Raw genomic sequence first — 20,608 nt, forward strand, 5'->3', positions numbered from 1 at the left:
CCACGCTTCCTCCCCACACTCGGTCACCCTCGTGCAGTTGCGCTTCGCTTCGCTCGCTGTGATCAACTCGCGGCGGGACTTGCACCCACAAGAGTGCGCCCATGCTGGGCGCACACGAAAAAACGCCGGGTGCGCTGTCGCGCGACCCGGCGTTCATGACGGTGTCGATGAGCTGAGCCAGTCGGTTACCGCTTCGCCACCTGCTGCGGCGCGGGCGAAGCCGCCGCGGCACCCGAAGCCGCATCCGGCGCGAGCGCTCCGACCGCCGTGTCCGGCGTCTTCGCATCACCCCAGCCGCCGCCCAGCGCGCGAATCAGATTCACCGTCGCGACCGCCTGCGTGCCCGACAGATGACTCGCCTGCAATTGCGAAGTCAGCACCTGCCGCTCGCCGTCGATCACATCCAGATAGCTGACCGCACCCTCCGTGTATTGCGTGCGCGACAGATGCGCCGCCCGTTGCGAGGCCTCGACCGCGTTGTTCTGCTCACGCATCTGATCGTCGAGCAGACGCAGATCGGCCAGGTTGTCCTCGACTTCGCGGAACGCCACCAGCACCTGCTGACGATACTGCGCCACGTCCTCGTCATACTTCGAGCGCGCTTGCGCGAGGTTCGCCTTGCGACGGCCGCCGTCGAACAGAGGAACCGTCAGCGCGGTGCCGGCCAGCGGACCGAGAATGAACGCGCGGCTCGACCACATGAACAGATCGCCGAGCGTCGCCGATTCAAAGCCGAAAGCACCGGTGATATCGAGCTTCGGGAAGAACGCCGACTTCGCGAGACCCACGCGGGCATTCGCGGCCGCCATCGCGCGCTCCGCCGCCGACACATCCGGCCGCCGTTCGAGCAACGCCGAAGGCAGACCGGGCGGCACGCGCACCGTCACCGGGACGAGCGGCGCTTGCGCGAACGAGAAGTCCGCCGGCGGCTTGCCGAGCAGAATCGCGAGACTATGCTCTGAGGCCGCGCGCTGACGCGCGACGCCGACCGCATCGGCCCGCGCGCTCGCGAGTTCGTTGCGTGAGCGCGAAACATCCAGCTCGCCGATATCGCCTTCCCTGAAACGCCGCTCGACCAGCTTCAGCGTGTCTTCGCGCAATTCGACGGTACGGCGGTACAGTTCCTGATCCGTATCGAGTTCGCGCAGCTGGAAGTAGTTCTGCGCGACGTCGGCCTGCAGCGACAGTTGCACCGAACGGAACAGCGCTTCGCTTTGCTGCTCGTCCGCGGTCGACGCGTTCACGTTCGAGCTGACCCGCCCGAACAGATCCGCCTCATACGACGCCCCGACCTGCGCGCGCCAGATCGTGCCGGTCGTGCCGCCCGCGCTGTCCGGCAGGAATTGCGAGGCCGCCGACGCACGTTCGCGTGTCGGGCCGAAGCCCGCGTCGAGTTTCGGGAACCAGTCGGACTTCGCCGCCCGGGTCACCGCGCGCGCTTGCTGCACGCGCGCCGCCGCTGCCTTCAGGTCCTGATTTGCGGCGGCGGCCTGCTCTTCGAGCGCGTTGAGTTGCGCGTCGCCGAAGATCGTCCACCATTCGCCGCGATGCGCGTCGTCGGCGGGCTGGGCCTCCTTCCACGTGCCGGTGTCCTGCGCGGAAGGCGCAGACGTAGCCGACGTTACGGGTGCTTCCTTGAACGCGGCCGGCGTATCCACTTCTGGCCGGTTATACGTGGGCTCGACCGAGCACGCGGCGAGCAGCGCAACCAGCAACCCGCTGACGGCCGCGCGGCCCCACCCGCTCAAAGAGTCAAACCGAGATTCAAAGCGTTTCATTATTGTTTTCTCCTCAGGCGTCCGTCACCGGCGCGCCATAGTGCGGCGAATCCTTCTGCGCGACGTGAATCGTTCCGCCCGCCATCGTGCGCAGCACCACATAGAACACCGGCGTGAGCATCAGACCGAACAGCGTGACGCCGAGCATCCCGAAGAACACTGCGATACCCATCGCGTGACGCATTTCCGACCCGGCACCGCTCGACAGCACCAGCGGCACCACACCCATGATGAACGCAATCGACGTCATCAGAATCGGCCGCAACCGCAGGCGGCTCGCCTCGATCGCCGCCGACAGCGGCGAATGTCCGTCGTGCTCCAGCTCGCGAGCGAACTCGACGATCAGAATCGCGTTCTTCGCCGACAACCCCACCAGCACCATCAACCCGATCTGCGTGAAGATGTTGTTGTCGCCGCCCGTGAGCCACACGCCGGTCAGCGCGGACAGCACGCTCATCGGCACGATCAGGATCACCGCGAGCGGCAGCGTCAGGCTTTCATACAGCGCGGCAAGCACGAGGAACACCAGCAGCACGCTGATCGGGAACACCCACATGCCCGCATTGCCGGCCAGAATCTGCTGATACGTGAGATCGGTCCATTCGAGCTTCACGCCGTGCGGCAACACTTCGGCGGCCACGCGTTCGGCCGCGGCCTGCGCCTGGCCCGACGAGAAGCCCGGCGCCGGTCCGCCGTTTATGTCGGCTGCCGTGTAGCCGTTGTAACGCACCACCATTTCCGGACCATACGTCGGCGTCACCGTCACCAGCGACGACAACGGCACCATGTCGCCCGCCGCATTGCGCGTCTTCAGTTGCAGGATGTCGTCGGCGCGTTGACGGAACGGCGCGTCCGCCTGCACCCGCACCTGATACACGCGGCCGAAGCGGTTGAAGTCGTTCACATACAGCGAGCCCAGATAGATCTGCATCGTGTTGAACACATCCGTGACCGGCACGCCGAGTTGCTTGGCCTTCACGCGATCCAGGTCGACGTTCAGTTGCGGCACGTTGATCTGATAGCTGGAGAAGGTCGGGCCGAGTTCAGGCGTTTGCGCCGCGCGCTTCACGAAAGCTTGCGCCGCCTTGTTCAACTCCGCGTAACCGAGCGCGCCGTGATCTTCCAGTTGCATCTTGAAGCCGCCGAGCGTACCGAGGCCGAGCACGGGTGGCGGCGGAAACACCGCGACGAACGAATCCTTGATCGCGCCGTACTGCTGGTTCAGCGAACCGGCAATCGCACCGGCCGAAAGCTTCCTGTCGCCACGCGCCTTAAAGGGCTTGAGCGTCACGAACACAATGCCCGCGCTCGAACTATTCGTGAAGCCGTTCACCGACAAACCGGGGAACGCCACCGCGCTTTCCACGCCGGGCTGCTTCAACGCAATCGCGCTCATGTCGCGAATGACTTTTTCCGTGCGATCCAGCGACGCGCCGTTCGGCAATTGCGCGAACGCAATCAGATACTCCTTGTCCTGCGCCGGCACGAAGCCGCCCGGCACCACGCGCGAGACCAGTACGGTTGCGCCCAGCAGGATCGCGTACACCGCGAGCATCGCGCCCTTACGGCGCAGCACGCCCTTCACGCCGCGGCCATAAGCGGTCGAGCCACGATGAAAGACCTTGTTGAAGCGCTTGAAGAAGCCGCCCAGCAGACGGTTCATCACACGCGTCAGAAAATCTTCCTTCGCGCCGTGGCTGCGCAACAGCAGCGCGGACAATGCCGGCGACAAAGTCAGCGAGTTGAACGCCGAGATCACCGTCGAGATCGCGATGGTCATCGCGAACTGTTTGTAGAACTGGCCCGTCAGGCCGGTCATGAACGCGAGCGGCACGAACACGGCGACCAGTGTCAGCGCAATCGCGATGATCGGCCCGCTCACTTCCTGCATCGCCTTATACGTCGCATCGCGCGCACTCAGCCCGTTCTCGATGTTCCGTTCGACGTTCTCCACCACCACGATTGCATCATCGACCACGATCCCGATGGCGAGCACCATGCCGAACAACGACAACGCGTTGATCGAAAAGCCGAATGCAAGCAGCAGCGAGAAGGTCCCGACGATCGACACCGGCACCGCGATCAACGGAATGATCGACGCGCGCCACGTCTGCAGGAACACGATCACGACGAGCACCACCAGCGCGATCGCTTCGAGCAGCGTATGCACGACCGCTTCGATACTCGCGCGCACGAACTGCGTCGGGTCGTAGACGATCCGGTACTCGACGCCCGCCGGCATGTCTTCGGCCAGCTCCTTCATCGCCGCCCGAACCTGCTCGGAAATCGCCAGCGAGTTCGCACCCGGCGCCTGATTGATTGCGAGCGCGACGGCCGGCTTGTTGTCGAGCAGCGAACGCAAGCCGTATTCCGACGCCGCCAGTTCGACACGCGCGATGTCACGCAGATAGGTCACGCCGCCATCCGGCGCGGTCTTGACGATGATGTCGCCGAATTCGCCCTCGGTCTTCAAACGGCCACGCGCATTCACCGACAACTGCAACTGCGTGCCCGGCACCGAAGGCGATGCGCCGATCACACCGGCTGCCACCTGGATGTTCTGCTCACGGATCGCGTTGACCACTTCGGTCGCCGTCAAACCGCGCTGCGCGACTTTCTGCGGATCGAGCCACACGCGCATCGCATAGTCGCCCGAACCCCACAACTGCACTTCGCCGACGCCCTGAATCCGCGCGAGCCGGTCCTTGACGTTCAGCAGCGCGTAATTGCGCAGATACGTCATGTCGTAGCGATTGTTCGGCGAGATCAGGTGGACCACCATCGTCAGCGTGGGCGAACTCTTGATGGTCGTGACGCCGAGCCGTTGCACATCTTCCGGCAAACGCGGCAGCGCCTGGTTCACGCGGTTCTGCACCAGTTGTGTCGCGAGGTCCGGATTGGTGCCGAGCTTGAAGGTCACCGTGAGCGTGAGGTTGCCGTCGCTATTGGCTTGCGACTGCATGTACAGCATGTTCTCGACGCCGTTGATCTGCTCTTCGAGCGGCGAAGCGACCGCTTCGGCGATCACCTTCGGATTCGCGCCCGGATATTGCGCGTGCACCACCACCGACGGCGGCACGACTTCCGGGTACTCCGAGATCGGCAGCTTGAAGAGCGAAATGATGCCCCCCAGCAGGATCAATACCGATAGCACGCCGGCAAAGATCGGCCGATCGATGAAGAATTTGGATATGTTCATGGGAAGCTCTTAACGTTGGAGCAAGCGCCGCGCAAATGTGCCGCGGCGCATGGGGCTCACGAATTCTTATCGGCCTTCGCGCGGGCTTGCGCGAGCGGCGTGCTGTTCGGGTCCTGGTCGGTCGTCATCGGCACTACGTGGGCGCGCACCGTGTCGCCGGGACGCACGCGCTGAATGCCGTTGACGACGATGCGGTCGCCCGGCTTCAGCCCGTCCCTGACGACGCGCAGGTTGCCTTGCATGCCGCCCACCGACACTTCGCGATAGACGACGTGATTGCTCTGATCGACCACCAGCACGAACTTCTTGTCCTGGTCGGTGCCGACCGCGGCGTCGTCGATCAGCAGCGCCGGATGCGGCGCGCCGCCGCCCACCTTCACGCGTGCATACAAACCGGGAATCAACGCACCATCCTCGTTATCGAAACGCGCGCGCACGCGGATCGTGCCCGACGACGTGTCGAGCCGGTTGTCGACCGATTCGATCGTGCCGCTGCGCGAGTAGCCGCTTTCGTCCGCGAGACCCAGCTCCACCGGCACCTTGCTGCCGTCTTTCGCGCGGTTCAGGTATTGCAGGTAGGTCTGTTCGTCCGCGTCGAACGATGCGTAGATCGGCGACACCGACACGAGCGTGGTCAACGGCGCCGAGCTTGCGCCCGCCGACACCACGTTGCCCACCGTGATTTCCGCGCGCGACACGCGGCCCGCCACCGGCGCCACGATCTTCGTGTAGCCGAGATTGATGCGCGCGGTTTCGAGCGCGGCTTGCGCGGCCTTCAGGTTGGCGCTGGCTTCGCGCGCGGCGTTCTGCTTCTCGTCGTAGTCGCGCTTGGCGATCGCGTTGTCGCCGATCAGGCGCTGCGCGCGCTCCCAGTCGCTTTGCGTGTAACCGGTGCGCGCCTGCGCGGCGGCGAGCTGCGCTTCGGCGCGATCCACTTCCGCCGCATACGGACGCGGATCGATCACGAACAGCGTGTCGCCCTTCTTCACGAGCGCGCCGTCCTTGAAGTTGACCGACACGATGGTGCCCGGCACCTGCGAACGTACGTCGACTTTTTCGACCGCTTCGAGGCGGCCAGAATAGCTCTGCCAGTCCGTGATCGTTTTTTGCACCACGTTGGCGACATCGACTTCCGGCACGATGGTGGGCGCGGCGGGCGAGCTTGCATCCACGCGAATCGCGCCGAAGGTGCCGAGCCCAGCCACCACGATGACGACTGATGCGGCGATCGCCAGACGGCGACGGGAAAGAGGAAGGATGGTCATGTGAAGCTCCCGGTATCGTTGATTAAATTTCTGTTTATCGATGAGCACGCGCATCGAAGCGCCACTGAAAAAATCGCACCGCTTCCTGCAAAGCGGGCGGATGATCGGCCAGCGCGGCGTGCGAGACGCTCGGATAGCGGACCACCTGGGTCCGCACCCCCGCGTCGATCAGACTGCTCGCGTACTTCTCCGCTTCCACATGCAGCACGTCGTTTTGTGCGGTCGCGATCAGCGTGGCCGGCAGGCCCGCGAGCCGCGACGATTCGAGCGGCGCCGCATACGGATGCATGCGTTGCGACGCTTGCGGCAGATACGCGCGATAACACGCCGCGCACTCTCTTGCCGTGATGTCCGAACCCAAACGCTTTTCGTCGCCCAGACGCGTGAGGCTCGGGTCGAGCATCGGCCCGAACAGCGCCTGCGCCGCGATCTGCACGTCACCGCGGTCCCGCGCGATGAACGCGAGGCAGTTGGCCAACTGCCCGCCCGCATCGTGGCCGGCCACGCCGACCTTTCTGCTATTGCCGCCAAATGCACGCGCCCGCGTCCGCACCCAAAGTGCCGCGCGATGTGCGTCTTCGGGCGCCGCGGGAAACGGAAACCGGGGCGCCAGCGAATAACCCACCGATACGACGAGCGCCGGTAAGTGTTCTGCGAAATAACGCGCGGCGAACTCGGCCTGTTCGATCGAGCCCTTGGTAAAGCCGCCGCCGTGGAAATAAAGCAGTACTGGCAATGCGGTCTTTTTCGATTGCCGGTACAAACGCAACGTGATGTCCTGAGCGTGCCCTTCGATCTGCACGTCAGTGACTTCGAGTGCCGTGCTGTCTGCCTCTGGCGGCCCGCTGTCAAGGGCAAAAAAGGAGTACGGCGGTTTAAATGCATCCATGTCGAGCCGCGCAATGCGCATAGAACTTCAATGGTGCGAATTGTGGGTTCGGCAGAGTCGTAAATAAATGCCTATAATCCGGCAACACAATTCGGCGCCCCTGAACAATCGAATGCGATTGCTCTGCGGATTCGATCCCCGCCTGGTGCGCCCGCCCCTTTCTGGAGGTTTGCAATGGACCGGCTTCAGGCCATGCAAGTGTTCACGCGTGTCGTCGACACCAACAGCTTTACCCGCGCAGCGGAAACGCTCGATCTGCCGCGCGCATCCGTCACCACGATTATTCAGAACCTCGAAGCGTTCCTCGGCACGCGTCTGATGCACCGGACCACGCGGCGCCTGTCGCTCACGCCGGACGGCGCGGCGTACTACGAACGCTGCGTGCGCATTCTCGCGGACGTCGAGGAGACCGAGGCGAGTTTCCAGAGCGGCAACAAGAAGCCGCACGGCAAGCTGCGCATCGACATGCCGGGCTCGATCGGCCGCTTGCTGGTGATTCCTTCGCTGTGTGAATTCCACACGCGCTATCCGGACATCGATCTGCAACTCGGCCTGTCGGACCGGCCTGTCGATCTGCTGCAGGAAGGCGTGGACTGCGTGGTGCGGGTCGGCGCGCTGCAGGACTCATCGCTGGTCGCGCGGCGCATCGGCCTGTTCGAGGGCGTGACCTGCGCGTCCCCGGACTACATCGAGCGGGCAGGCATGCCGGCCTCGCTCGAAGATCTCGACAATCACAAAGCGGTCAACTACTTCTCCAGCCGCACGGGCCGCACACTCGATTGGGCGTTCCTCGTGGAGGGCAAAGAAGTCGAAGTGAAGATGAAGAGCATCGTGTCGGTGAACGACGCGGACGCCTACGTGACCTGCGGACTCGAAGGCTTCGGGCTGATCCAGCCGGCGCTCTTCATGGTGCTGCCGCAATTGCGTTCGGGCCAACTCGTGGAAGTGTTACCGGAGCTGAAACCATTGCCGATGCCGATTTCCGCAGTCTATCCGCACAGTCGTCATCTGTCGCCCAAAGTCCGTGTTTTCGTAGACTGGATTGCGGAGCTGTTCGACCGCTGCCCGTTGCTGAGCGGACGCGGCAGTCTCGACGCAACATGCACGAAGCGCACGCTCGAAGAACGCGAGTCGGCTCCGGCGCTCGAAACACCTGTGATTACCGAATGGGTCGCGTGATCCAGCGCGTGAAATGCGGAAGTTGAAGTACAAAATCTGGAACAGTGAATTCCAACCGCGGCGCTAATGCCGCGGTTGGCTGAGCCAACCCCGCGCTAGCCATGAGTTAGCCACGAGTCAGCCCCCCTCAACGCGATTGTTCTAGTTTCCCGACAATTCATTTCACGAAAGCGCGATTTATCCGCACGGCCTCGAAGACTACATTTCACCCTGTCGCAGCGCCCCTCGTGCTGCAAACGAATCGACAGGAGTGAATCATGAAACGCAATCTGTTGGCAGGTCTGGCTCTTTCGCTGCTCGCAAGCGCGCCGGTGTTTGCGCAAGGCAACGGCGGTGGCGGCATCGGCCGCGCGGGTACTTATCAAACGCAACCCACGCCGACCACGAGCGCGAAGACGCGCGAGGAAGTCAAGGCCGAACTGGTCGCCGCTTATCGTGACGGTTCCCTGCCTGAACTCAATCGCACCAGCTATCCGAACAAAGGCCTGATCGGCCAGACGCAGGCTGCTCGTATCGCGTTGCAGGAAGGCGCGAACGGCGATGCGACACGCGTCGCAAGCGGCCAGTAACTCAGGCGAAGACGCCACGATGATTCGGCTTCCAAAATAAATGATCATCGCGGCGCGACACATGCACTCTTCAAAAATGAGCACATCATGACACCATCCGAACTGGACCAATGGGACACCGATACCCCCGTGTGGACGCCATATCGCGCGCCCCAGCGATAAGCGCCGCGGGCAGTTTTCAGCGGCGGTAGTACCTGTGCCCGCGGCATTCAATGCGCGGGCACACTTCTTTGAACACGATCAGGCGTTACCGCTTCGGCACGCCTTCACGCCACTCGCCCCAATGCGTGGCGATCTCCTGCACCAGCGGATTACCCGTGCGGAACAGGTTCTCGATAGCAATCGTAAAGCCGCCTTGAGCCGCATAGTTGAGCAGGTTGTCCGCGCTTGTCTGCCCATCGTAGGGCCGGTCGAAATCGGAACCCGCGCGCAGTACCGCGACGCGATTCAGATCGACCTTATGCACGGACGCCGCGCGCTTGAGCGCTTCATACGTCGCGTTGTCTTCCTGCTGCGTCGTGCAGTACACGCCCTGGCCGTCCGTCAGAATCTTCGTCCAGTCACGCGCCCGCTGACCGAGCAGCGTGCCTGACCACCACGTGTCCCCAGCCAGCGTATCGCACTGAATCACTGTGGGCGGACGATTAGCGGGCGCATACGCATACTTCGCGCGGGCGGCCTGAGCCTGCGCGTTATCGGACAGCGCAACGTTGCGCGACAATGCAAATGCCGTATCGGCGAGTTGCGTGTTCAACTGGAACACCTCGGTGCGGTAGTCGAGCGGCGGCTTGTCCGCGGGACTCCTCGTGTTGATTCCCAGATAGCCGGTATTCCAGCCAGACGGAATTTCGCGCCCGTCGATCTCCCACTGAATGCCGAAGTCGACCAGATACTTCGCCCACGCGGCCGAGCCGACCGTGCCTTGTTGCGGGTCGATGCCGGCGATCCCGGCGACCATGAAGTAGGTGTGCCGCAGATTGAAGCGCGGCGAGAAAGTCAGCGCCATGATCGATGCCGCGGCGTTGCTGTGCCCCATGCCGGTCGTCATCACGCACACGTCCTGCCGGTTGCAGTGAACGTTCGGGTAATCGGGCGACAAGCCGTCCACCGGGATGTCGCGCCACGGGCCGAGCCGGTCGAGCCACACCTGGCCTTCGGGGCCGAACATCGAGATGATCATCACCTTGACGGGCTGCCGATGCGATCCGCCGTCGCCTTGCGAGAAGCCATCGTTGTCGTCCGCGCTGGCCGGTCCGGCCGACATGGCCGCGCACGCCGCGAGTGCACAGGCGCAGAACGCGCCGAGAGAACGAGTCAGCATCATGACTTTCCTTTTTGCTTACGATGCAGGTTGGGAGAGAGTGCTGCTTTCAGGCCGAAAGAAGTATAGGTGTGAAGAAATTATTTGCCACTCCGTGATGCGTAAATTCTCCTCGGGCTGTGAAAGTAGCGGTGCGGCAGCGTGATTCGGCTCGCCACGTGATCGGCGTCATTTCCCTATAATCGAAAGCCCGGCGCACCGCCTTTGTGCACTTCACAACAGGAGCACCACGATGGATTATGTGAAACTCGGCCGCACCGGCCTCGATGTATCGCGTCTTTGTCTCGGTTGCATGAGCTATGGCGTGCCCTCGCGCGGCACGCATCCGTGGTCGCTCGACGACGAAGCCGCGCGGCCCTTCATCAAGCAGGCGCTCGACCACGGCATCAATTTCTTCGACACCGCCAATGTCTATTCGGACGGCACCAGCGAGGAAATCGTCGGCCGCGCGCTCAAGGACTTTGCGAAGCGCGACGAGATCGTGCTGGCTACCAAGGTGAACAGCCGCATGCATCAGGGCCCGAATGGCGCGGGTCTGTCGCGCAAGGCGATCATGTCGGAAATCGATCACAGCCTGCGGCGCCTCGGCACGGATTACGTCGACCTGTACCAGATCCATCGTTGGGACTACGGCACGCCGATCGAGGAAACCATGGAAGCGCTGCACGACGTCGTGAAGGCCGGCAAGGCCCGCTATATCGGCGCGTCGTCGATGTACGCGTGGCAGTTCGCGAAGGCGCTGCACGTCGCCGAACGCAATGGCTGGACGCGTTTCGTGACGATGCAGAACTACGTGAATCTGCTGTATCGCGAGGAAGAGCGCGAGATGCTGCCGCTGTGCGAAAACGAAGGCATCGGCGTGATTCCATGGAGCCCGCTCGCGCGCGGACGTCTGACGCGCGACTGGAACACCGAAAGCGCGCGCTCCGAGACCGATGAATTCGGCCGCACGCTCTATGCGCAGACGGAAGATGCGGACCGGCGCATCGTCGAACGGGTCAGCAAGATCGCCGCCGAACGCGGCGTGCCGCGCGCGCAGGTCGCGCTAGCGTGGGTATTGCAGAAGAAGCCGATTACCGCGCCGATCGTCGGGGCGACCAAACTGCATCATCTGGATGATGCAGTGGCGGCGCTGTCGTTGAACCTCAGCGCGGACGAAATACAGCAGCTCGAAGAGCTGTATGTGCCGCATGCCGTGACCGGGTTCAAATAACCGGGCGCATTGACGAGGTCGAGGCGGACACCGCAATGATGTCCGCCAGCCTCGCCTCAAGTGCCGCCAGACACGCGCGGCACTTCCGGCTCGAAAAACACCCAGCGCACTTGCGGAAACGTTGCCTGCAAATCGGCTTCGATCACGTTGATCGCATCGACCATCGCGCGGCCGCTCGCGTAGTCGATCATTTCCGCCTGCACCGCAACCACCACGTGGCGTCCCCATTGCAGCGTAATCAGGTTGACGATGCCGCGAATCTCGGCGCGCGCGCGCAGATGCGCCTCGATCGCGCGGCGCACTTCCGGGCTCGCCGATTCGCCGACGATCATCGACTTCACTTCGCGCGCCACCAGCCACGCGATCGCCATCAGCAGGAAGCCGACGCCGACGGAACCCAGCGCGTCATACACCGGATTGCCGGTCACCATCGTGAGCAGCACGGCGACGAACGCTATCGCGAGCCCCGCCAACGCGGCGATATCCTCTCCCGCGACGACCAGCAGTTCGGACTCGCGTGTCTCACGGAACCAGCGCCACATGCTTTTGTCCGGATGCGTCTTGCGAATCTCCTTGACGGCGCCCCACAACGACAGCGCTTCGAGCACCACCGACACACCGAGCACGACCAACGCGACATACGCATGCTGCAGCGGCTCGCGCGCGATCAGACGATGCGCGCCCTCATACACCGAAAACGCGCCACCGACAAAGAACAGCAGCAACGCGACCAGCAGCGAATAGAAATTGATTTCGCGTCCGCCGCCCATCGGGTGCAATGGGCTCGCCGGCCTGCGCGCCTGGCGCAGCCCGAACAGCAGCAGCAGTTGATTGCCGCAGTCGGCGGTCGAGTGAATCGCTTCAGCGAACATCGACCCGGAGCCAGTGAACGACGCAGCGGCGAACTTGCAGATGGCGATGCCCAGGTTGGCGGCGAGCGCATAGAAAATGGCTTTCGGCGATTCTTCTTTCATCGTCGGCAGGACGTCCGTGAGATTGCAGTGAGCTTGCACGCGGCAAGAAGCCGTATTATGGGCATGCCGGGCGGCGTGCGTCCAACGCCGGTGTTGTTCGCACCGCGCTCCTGTTCATCTTCACGGCGTCCCTCTGCGCTCGCGCCGCGTCTCGCTAGACCCTTTCGAGCGCCGCCATCTCACGCACGATCACCAGCAGCATCGACAGACTCGCGCCGCCGGTCGCGCGCAGATCGGCCAGCAGCCGAGCGTAGCGTTCGAGTTGCGCGGCGCGCTTGTCGCGCCATGCCTGCACCAGCGCATCCGGTGTCGATGCTTCGTCCGCACCGGCCAGCGCGCTCGTGGTCAGCGCGCGTTTGAGGCGGGTCAGTTCGGCGAGCGCCGTGGCGCGCGCGAGCATGTCCCAGTGCGTGGGCGCCGCCAACGCGACCGCGCGCTCGCTGATCCAGCCGTAGTTCAGCAGCGTGCCGAGCGCGAAGTACACGCCCGCCACCAGTTCGAGGCTGCGTCCGCAAGTCGATGCCACTTCGGCGATGTCGAGCAGCGATGCCGATATTTCGCCGCTCGCGATCCGCACCGCCAGTTCGCTATCCACACCCGCATCGGTGAGCACGCGCCGCCGCTCGGACAGCGCTTCGAGATCGGCAGCCGGCAACAGCGCGGGCCATTGTGGCGCGAGACGCCCGGCCGCTTCGCGGCACCGCGCGAGCAGGCCGGTCACGTCGGCGTTGCCGCCCGCCTGCAGGTGCCGCAGAAACCATAGCGCCGAATGTTCGACGAGCCTTGCGACTTCGACGAACATACGCGCCTGCACATCGTCGGCGACGCGGTTGTCGAGCGCGTCGATGCTGCGCCACACGTCGTCGAGATCGAATACGTCGCGCGCCATGATGCAGGCGCGCACGATCTCGCCGGGCTGCGCGTCGGTTTCTTCTATCAGCCGATGCACGAACTCGCAGCCGACGCGGTTCACCAACGCATTGGTCAAATGGGTCGCGAGAATTTCGCGGCGCAACGGATGGCGCTGCATCGGCACGCTGAAGCGCTGGCGCAGCGGCTTCGGAAAATATTCGACCAGCATGTCGGCGACGAGCGGGTCTTCCGGCATCGACGATTCGAGCAGCGCGTCGTACAGCCACATCTTGCTATAGGCGAGCAGCACCGCGCGCTCGGGCGTGGTGAGGCCTTGCTTCGCGGCGAGCCGTTCGGCGACTTCCTCGTCGGTCGGCAGGAACTCGATCACGCGATTCAGGCGTCCTGCGCGTTCGAGGTAGCGCATCAGACGCGCCTCGGCGTCGAACAATTCGACGCCATAGCGGCCGGCAATCGACAACGCCTGGGTCTGGTAGTAGTTGTCCCGCAACACCAGCAGCCCGACTTCGTCGGTCATTTCCGCGAGCAGCGCATTGCGCTGCTTGTCGGTCATCTCGCCATCGGCGACGACGAGGCCCAGCAGAATCTTGATGTTGACCTCGTGGTCCGAGCAGTCGACGCCCGCGGAATTATCGATCGCATCGGTATTGAGGCGGCCGCCGCGCTGCGCGAATTCGATGCGCCCGAGTTGCGTCAAACCTAGATTGCCGCCTTCGGCCACGACCTTGCAACGCAGGTCCGCGCCGTTGACGCGGATCGCGTCGTTCGCGCGGTCGCCCACTTGCAGATGCGTTTCGCGGCTCGCCTTCACATAGGTGCCGATGCCGCCGTTATAAAGCAGATCGACCGGCGCCTGCAGAATCGCACGCATCAGTTCAGCCGGCGCGAGCGCCGTCGCGCTGATGCCGAGCACCGACTGCACCGCCGGCGACAACGGAATCGTCTTGGCGGTGCGGGCAAACACGCCGCCGCCCGCCGAGATCAAGGACGGATCGTAATCGGCCCAGCTCGAGCGGTCGAGCGTGAAAAGCCGTGCACGTTCGGCAAGGCTCACAGCCGGATCGGGATTCGGGTCGAGAAAGACATGCCGGTGATCGAACGCGGCCACCAGTTTGATATGCGGCGACAACAGCATGCCGTTGCCGAACACGTCGCCCGACATATCGCCGACGCCGACCACGGTGAAGTCCATTGTCTGCGTATCCACGCCCATTTCGCGGAAGTGCCGTTTGACCGACTCCCATGCGCCACGCGCGGTGATCGCCATCTTCTTGTGGTCGTAGCCGACCGAGCCGCCCGACGCAAACGCGTCGTCGAGCCAGAAGCCGTATTCCTGCGAGATCGCGTTCGCGTAGTCGGAGAACGTGGCCGTGCCCTTGTCGGCGGCGACCACCAGATAGGGATCGTTGGGATCGTGGCGCACCACGTCGGGCGGCGGCACCACGTCCGTGCCGGAAAGGTTATCGGTCAGATCGAGCAGGCCGCGCAAGAACGTCTGATAGCATGCGACGCCTTCGCGCATCCACGCATCGCGCTCGCTCTGCGGCGGCGGATTCTTCACGACGAAGCCGCCCTTCGAGCCGACCGGCACGATCACCACGTTCTTCACCATCTGCGCCTTCATCAGGCCGAGCACTTCCGTGCGGAAGTCCTCGCGCCGGTCCGACCAGCGCAGGCCGCCGCGCGCCACGCGCCCGCCGCGCAGATGCACGCCTTCCACCCGCGGCGAATAGACCCAGATCTCGAACATCGGCTTGGGCTCGGGCAAGCCGGGCACCTGCGCGGGATCGAACTTGAACGACAGATACGGCTTGGGACGGCCCTCTGCATCGAAGCGATAGTAGTTGGTGCGCTTGGTCGCCTTGATGACGCCGAGAAACTGCCGCAGGATCCGGTCTTCGTCGAGATTCGGCACCTGGTCGAGCGCACTGTCGATCTTGCTCAGCCAGCCGTCCACGCGCGCCTCGCGCGTGTCGCCGAACACGGGATTGAAGCGTGCGATGAACAGCTCGACCAGCATTCGCGCGATCGCCGGATTGCCGGTCACCGCGCGCTCGATATACGCGTCGCTGAAGGTCGAACCGACCTGGCGCAAGTACTTCGCATACGCGCGCAGAATCGTCACCTCACGTGCATTCAATTGCGCGCGCAACACGAGGCGGTTGAAGTCATCGCTTTCGATCGCGCCGGTCCACACCTGCTCGAACGCTTCCTCGAAAAGATCCTTCACGCGTTCGATGTCGAACTCCGCGTCGTCCGCGAGTTCGAGCCCGAAGTCGTGAATCCACGCGGGCGTGGCGCCTAGCGCCTCGATCAGATAGGGCCGCTCTTCATCGACGCGCACGCCCAGATGTTCGAGCATCGGCAAGCTGCGCGACAGCGCGATCGGCTGACCCGCGCGATAGACCTTGAAGCGGAAGCTGCGCGGCCCGGCTTCGATCGGACGGTATAGATTCATCGCGAGCCGCTCGCTGCCCTGCACGCGTTCGATCAGTTCGATATCGCGCACCGCCGTACGCGCCGGATAGTCGTCGCGGTAGCCAGCCGGAAACGAATCCGCGTAATGCTGCAGCAGGCGGTTGCCGTGCTCTTCGCCGAATGCGTCGAGCAAGGCGTCGGCAAGATCGTCCTGCCAGCGGCGTGCGACCTGTACGAGCCGCGCCTCCAGTTCGCGCGTGTCGACGTTGGGCATGCCGCCCGGCTTCGCATGCACGACGAAGTGGATGCGCGCGAGCGTGGACTCCGAAAGCAGCGGCGTGAATTCGACGCTCTCGCCGTTGAACGCGGCGGCCAGAAGATTTGCGATGCGCTGCCGCAGATCGGTGTTGTACTTGTCGCGCGGCACGAACACGAGGCACGACACGAAGCGGTCGAAGCGATCGCGCCGCACGAACAGGCGCGTACGCTGATGCTCCTGCAAACGCAGCACGCCGAGCGCGATGTCGTAGAGCTGATCTTCGTCGGCCTGGAACAGTTCGTCGCGCGGATAGGTCTCGAGCACGGTCACCAGCGATTTCGCCAGATGACCTTTTGGCAGGAAACCAGCCCGCCTGACGATATTCGCGCTTTTGCGCCGCACGATCGGAATGTCCGCGGCCGACAGAAAATACGCGGTGGACGTATAGAGGCCGATGAAGCGCCGCTCGCCGGTCACCTTGCCGTCCGCGCCGGTCAGCTTGATGCCGACATAGTCGAGATAGCCCGGCCGGTGCACGGTGGCTCGCGAGTTGGCCTTGGTCAGAAAGATCGGCGACGCGCTCGCGATGATCTCGGCGGCCGCCGGCGGCAACGCCGTCACTTCGGCCGAGCCCGCGGGCCGCAGCGCATCGCGCAGAATGCCGAGCCCCGAGCCGGGCACCGCACGCAGGCCGTAGCCGTTCTCGTGCTGCAGCAGTTCGTAGTCGCGCTGACCGAGGAAGGTGAAATGATCGGCCACCATCCATTCGAGAAACGCGCGCGTTTCGACACCTTCCGGGCCGCCCTCGCCCGGCTTCATACCTTTGATCGTCGCGCGCGCGAGTTCGACGATCTTCGGCCAGTCCTCGACCGCGGCGCGCACGTCGCGCAACACGTGCGCGATGTCGTCGCGCAACGCGTCGAGCTTTGCGGCATCGCCGCAACGGTCGACTTCGAAGTGGATGAACGAGGTCAAATGCGAGCGCGTGTCGGCGGCTTCCTCGGCGCCCTGGCTGACCCGCGCGATGCCGCCGTCCGGACCGCGCCAGATCCGAAACACCGGATGCACGACCGAATGCAGCGCGAGCCCCTGGCGGTTGACCGCCATCGAAACGGAATCGACGAGGAACGGCATGTCGTCGTTGACGATTTCGACCACGGTGTGATCCGAGTGCCAGCCGTGCTGTTCGAGGATCGGGTTGTAGACACGCAGCCGTTCAGCGCCAGGCACGAAGCGCTGCGCGGTTTGCCAGTGCGCGAGCGCCGCGCCGTACAGATCGGCGATCGAGCGGCTTTGCAGATCGTCGGCGTCGACAAAGTCGTAGTAGTGCCGCAGAAAGGGCTCGACGACGTTGAAGGTTGGCTCCGGCAGGCGTCCACGCGCGAATTCGACGACATCGTTCAGCAAGTGCGTGACGGCTTCTTCGTTCTTTGCTTGCATGATCAACTCCCCCGGCTAGCGGCAATGGCGAGTACGGCTTGATTCACATGCATCGTCTGAGGAGGAATTATGCGCCTGCGGACCCGCATCCGATCGACGACCGTTGCCAGGTTATACCCGCTGACGATTGTCATGCTGCAACCGCACAGCCGGTTGTCTAGAGCGCGGGCTTCGGCGCGGCCTGCGCGGCCGCCTGTGGGTGCGCCTGTGTTTGCGCGGGCGACTGCTGCTGTTCGAGCCATGCGCGGACCTGTTCGGCGGTCCATGCGGGATCATCGTGCGGCAGGTCATGGCCGGCCCACGGATGCTCCCGGTGCGGCGCCCCCCATGCCGCCGCGAGCTTCGCCGAACACCGCGGGTCGACCAGCCGGTCGTCGCGCGACGACAGGATCAGCAGCGGACAATGCGGCGCAGCAATCGCGGCGGTAAAGCGCGCGGCGGCCCACAGTTGCCGCAGCGCATTGCCGCGGCTCACCGGCGCGCTGCGGCGAATCGCGCTCCACGCGTCGAGATCCGCGTCCAGCGTGTCGGCGCGATTGCACGTCAGCCGGTGAATGCCGCGCTCGGCGCGTGGCGCATCGCTCCAGTGCGCGGCGACGCCCAGCAAGCCCGGCCATGCCGGCGGCCGCAGCCGCTCGTGCATGCGGCTGAACGGCCGCATGCTGGTATTGATCAGCACGAGCCGCTCGAGTTCGGCGGGATGGCGTTGCGCCCAGGCCGTCGCCACCATGCCGCCGAGCGACATCGCCAGCACGGAATATGGCCCGGGCTCGCCGGTTTGCAAAGCGGCATGCCGGATGAAATCGACCATGCCGGCGACTGCGTTCGGCGCACGCAGGTGCGTGAACTCGCCGTTGCCCGGCAGATCGATCAGCAGCAGGCGGTCAAAGCCGCGCGCGGCGCGCAGCGCGTCGGGCAGACCGCCCCAGTGACGCGTTTCGCGCGTGAGTCCGCGCAGCAGTATCCACGCGCTCATGCAGTTCCCGCTTTGTACCAATGGTCGATTGCGCTTTGCAGCAGTTGCTCGCGACGGCCGCCTTGCGGCAACCAGCGCTGCGCCGAAAACGCGGCGCGCGCGAGGAAGTCGAGCAGGTTCGCATGACGCCGCAACACGCGCTCGGTGCGATGCGCCATCACGGGGTTGAACATCCCCTGACGCGAAAACAGCTGCCGCGGGTTCTTCTTGATCCATAGCCACGAGCCGAGTTCGAGCGTCATCGGCAAGAAGATGTGCGGTGCCGGCGCGCGGTCGTAAGCGTAGTCCCACAGATCGCCATGCAGCAGATACTGGTGGCTCTGCGGTTCGAACGCGTAGCCATGATGCGGATGCGCGCGCTCGAACATCGTTTTCAGCACGTACATCTCCGGCAAATGCGGCATCAGCTTGCGGGTTCGCGCGTAGGGAAACCAGATGCTGTCGCTCCAGCCGTAACCCGAGTGGCAATCCAGCGCGATGCTCAACGGCCGCGTGACCAGTTGCGTTTCGACCACCTGCAACAGCGCGGCGGCCTCCGGCTCCATCGGCGCGCCTTCGCGCCCGCGATACCACGGCAGCCATGCGCCCAGACGCTGACCGCCGGCAAGCAGCGGCACGCGTTCGTCCGCGTTCTGCGGCGCATTGCGCATCAGATCGACGCCGTTCGGATTCGCGCGCGTGGACGCCCACATCCCGCCCGGGTTGACGATCGGCATGAAGATCAGACGAATCGACTGCAATTGCCGCACCAGCAGTTCATCCCATTCGAGCCGTGCGAGCAGCGCGCGCATGTAGTCGAGCACGAGTTGCGAGCCGATCCGTTCGAGCCCATGAATGCCGCCGAAAAACCCGATTGCCGGCGCGAGCGGATCGGTCGAACCGATGCTCGCGGTGTGCACGGCAAACTGCCGCCCGCGCACCGCGGTGTCGCAGACCGTGCGGATTTCGAAGCTGGCGCTGCCCTGGTCGAGGATCGACATGAGGTCTTCGTACTCCGCGAAACTGTCGGGAAGGAAGCTCAAGAAAGGCTGCATGGCGACGTCGCAAGGAATGGCTCGGTTTTTGGGGACGGCACATGGATGACGCAATATAGCCTGGCCGCGCGCCCTCATGCGTGAGCGGCATGCTGGGGTGTGCGAAGCCTGTCATCCGGACGTCATGATTCGGTCAAGTTAGTGACTTCAATCTGCCTTCATAACGACGTAAAAGGGACACGTAAAGATATAGTCGTCTAGACGTTGCAACGCCTTCACTCAACCGTCACAGACGCTTCCTAGAATGAGGCCCACACATGCCGGCAACGCCCGGATGCATCGAGGGGTACTTATGGAAGCAATTCGGGAAGCAATTCGTATCGAACGGCTGAGCAAGACGTTCGGCAACGGCCGCAAAGCGCTCGACGAAATCGATCTGCGCGTCGAGGCCGGCGAAATGGTCGCGCTGATCGGCGCGTCAGGGTCGGGCAAGTCGACGTTGCTGCGGCACATCGCGGGCTTCACGGCGTCCGACCCGCAGCCGTCGCAGATCGCCATTCTCGGCCGGCCGATCCAGCAGAACGGCCGCATTGTCAGGGAAGTGCGCAGCATTCGCCGCGACATCGGCTTTGTGTTCCAGCAATTCAATCTGGTGAACCGGCTCTCCGTCGAAACCAACGTGCTGATCGGCGCGCTCGCGCGCCTGCCGTGGTGGCGCCGCCTGACCGGCCGCTTTCCGGCCGCCGAGCGCGCGTCGTCGCTCGCCGCGCTCAACGAAGTCGGCATCGGCGAACATGCGTACGAGCGCGCCGCCAACCTTTCCGGCGGCCAGCAGCAACGCGCGGCATTGGCGCGGACGCTGGTGCAGCGCGCGCGCATCGTGCTCGCCGACGAGCCGATCGCGTCGCTCGATCCCGAATCGTCACGCCGCGTGATGGACATGCTGCGCGCGCTGAACGTCGAGCATCAGCTGACGGTACTGGTGTCGCTGCATCAGGTGGACATCGCGATGCAATATTGCCCGCGCACGATTGCACTGCGTCGCGGCAAGGTGGTCTATGACGGGCCGTCCGCCGCGCTCACGCCGGTGCTGCTGAAAAAGCTCTACGGCGACGACGCCCGCGAACTGCTCGACGACGCCACTGCGCGCATGGAACACGCTGACGCAGCGCATCGCACTACCGCCGGCGCGCCGGCGCAAGACGAGACTACGCCCGCTGCCACCCGCTACCCATTCGCCCTCAAGCCGGCGCACTCGAACTGAGCGCGCGGCCCCACTCC

The 20,608-nt window shown here is 64.2% G+C and carries 13 protein-coding genes; 4 read left to right on the forward strand and 9 right to left on the reverse strand.

Features of this window, described 5'->3' with window-relative positions; all coding sequences use genetic code 11:
• Window positions 1-185 precede the first annotated feature (185 nt).
• Genes FVF58_RS32795 through FVF58_RS32810 form a run of 4 tightly spaced genes read right to left on the reverse strand, consistent with a single transcriptional unit; the run spans window position 186 to window position 7,131 of the window.
• The gene (locus FVF58_RS32795) at window positions 186-1,778 is read right to left on the reverse strand and encodes an efflux transporter outer membrane subunit (protein WP_149673911.1); all 1,593 of its coding nucleotides are present in this window, start codon (window positions 1,776-1,778) and stop codon (window positions 186-188) included.
• 13 nt (window positions 1,779-1,791) lie between these two features.
• Complete coding sequence (locus FVF58_RS32800) at window positions 1,792-4,977, reverse strand: efflux RND transporter permease subunit (protein WP_149673912.1); 3,186 nt, start codon at window positions 4,975-4,977, stop codon at window positions 1,792-1,794.
• Between the two features lie 56 nt (window positions 4,978-5,033).
• On the reverse strand, window positions 5,034-6,242 hold the full coding sequence (locus FVF58_RS32805) for an efflux RND transporter periplasmic adaptor subunit (protein ID WP_149673913.1): 1,209 nt from the start codon (window positions 6,240-6,242) through the stop codon (window positions 5,034-5,036).
• Between the two features lie 34 nt (window positions 6,243-6,276).
• Window positions 6,277-7,131 (reverse strand): alpha/beta hydrolase, encoded by an 855-nt coding sequence (locus FVF58_RS32810; RefSeq protein ID WP_149673914.1) that lies wholly within the window; start codon window positions 7,129-7,131, stop codon window positions 6,277-6,279.
• A 174-nt stretch (window positions 7,132-7,305) separates the two neighbouring features.
• On the opposite strand from FVF58_RS32810, the gene FVF58_RS32815 reads away from it, so the two are divergent.
• Together FVF58_RS32815 and FVF58_RS32820 are read left to right on the forward strand one after the other, a co-directional pair.
• Window positions 7,306-8,310 carry a LysR family transcriptional regulator gene (locus FVF58_RS32815; RefSeq protein WP_149673915.1) on the forward strand — a complete coding sequence of 335 codons (1,005 nt, stop codon included), beginning with the start codon at window positions 7,306-7,308 and terminating at the stop codon, window positions 8,308-8,310.
• A gap of 257 nt (window positions 8,311-8,567) precedes the next feature.
• Window positions 8,568-8,879 carry a DUF4148 domain-containing protein gene (locus FVF58_RS32820; protein ID WP_149673916.1) on the forward strand — a complete coding sequence of 104 codons (312 nt, stop codon included), beginning with the start codon at window positions 8,568-8,570 and terminating at the stop codon, window positions 8,877-8,879.
• A 247-nt stretch (window positions 8,880-9,126) separates the two neighbouring features.
• Here FVF58_RS32820 and FVF58_RS32825 read toward each other — a convergent pair whose 3' ends face one another.
• On the reverse strand, window positions 9,127-10,200 hold the full coding sequence (locus FVF58_RS32825; RefSeq protein WP_149673917.1) for a purine-nucleoside phosphorylase: 1,074 nt from the start codon (window positions 10,198-10,200) through the stop codon (window positions 9,127-9,129).
• Between the two features lie 232 nt (window positions 10,201-10,432).
• Between FVF58_RS32825 and FVF58_RS32830 the strand changes: the two genes are divergently transcribed.
• Window positions 10,433-11,413 (forward strand): aldo/keto reductase, encoded by a 981-nt coding sequence (locus tag FVF58_RS32830; protein WP_149673918.1) that lies wholly within the window; start codon window positions 10,433-10,435, stop codon window positions 11,411-11,413.
• 56 nt (window positions 11,414-11,469) lie between these two features.
• Here the strand turns inward: FVF58_RS32830 and FVF58_RS32835 are convergent, their stop codons facing one another.
• The 4 genes from FVF58_RS32835 to FVF58_RS32850 all read right to left on the reverse strand — a co-directional run bounded on the left by FVF58_RS32835 (window position 11,470) and on the right by FVF58_RS32850 (window position 19,387).
• The gene (locus FVF58_RS32835) at window positions 11,470-12,387 is read right to left on the reverse strand and encodes a cation diffusion facilitator family transporter (protein ID WP_149673919.1); all 918 of its coding nucleotides are present in this window, start codon (window positions 12,385-12,387) and stop codon (window positions 11,470-11,472) included.
• Window positions 12,388-12,541: 154 nt separating this feature from the next.
• Window positions 12,542-17,377, reverse strand: coding sequence for an NAD-glutamate dehydrogenase (locus FVF58_RS32840; RefSeq protein WP_149673920.1), 4,836 nt, complete (start codon window positions 17,375-17,377; stop codon window positions 12,542-12,544).
• A 157-nt stretch (window positions 17,378-17,534) separates the two neighbouring features.
• Window positions 17,535-18,353, reverse strand: coding sequence for an alpha/beta fold hydrolase (locus FVF58_RS32845; RefSeq protein ID WP_149673921.1), 819 nt, complete (start codon window positions 18,351-18,353; stop codon window positions 17,535-17,537).
• Window positions 18,350-19,387, reverse strand: a complete 1,038-nt coding sequence (locus FVF58_RS32850) for a M14 family zinc carboxypeptidase (protein WP_149673922.1) — start codon at window positions 19,385-19,387, stop codon at window positions 18,350-18,352. The genes FVF58_RS32845 and FVF58_RS32850 overlap by 4 nt, the downstream gene beginning before the upstream one ends.
• A 292-nt stretch (window positions 19,388-19,679) precedes the next feature.
• Between FVF58_RS32850 and phnC the strand changes: the two genes are divergently transcribed.
• The gene (phnC, locus tag FVF58_RS32855) at window positions 19,680-20,591 is read left to right on the forward strand and encodes a phosphonate ABC transporter ATP-binding protein (RefSeq protein WP_149673923.1); all 912 of its coding nucleotides are present in this window, start codon (window positions 19,680-19,682) and stop codon (window positions 20,589-20,591) included.
• Window positions 20,592-20,608: the final 17 nt, after the last annotated feature.

The organism is Paraburkholderia panacisoli (assembly GCF_008369935.1).
In the GTDB taxonomy this organism is placed as follows: domain Bacteria; phylum Pseudomonadota; class Gammaproteobacteria; order Burkholderiales; family Burkholderiaceae; genus Paraburkholderia; species Paraburkholderia panacisoli.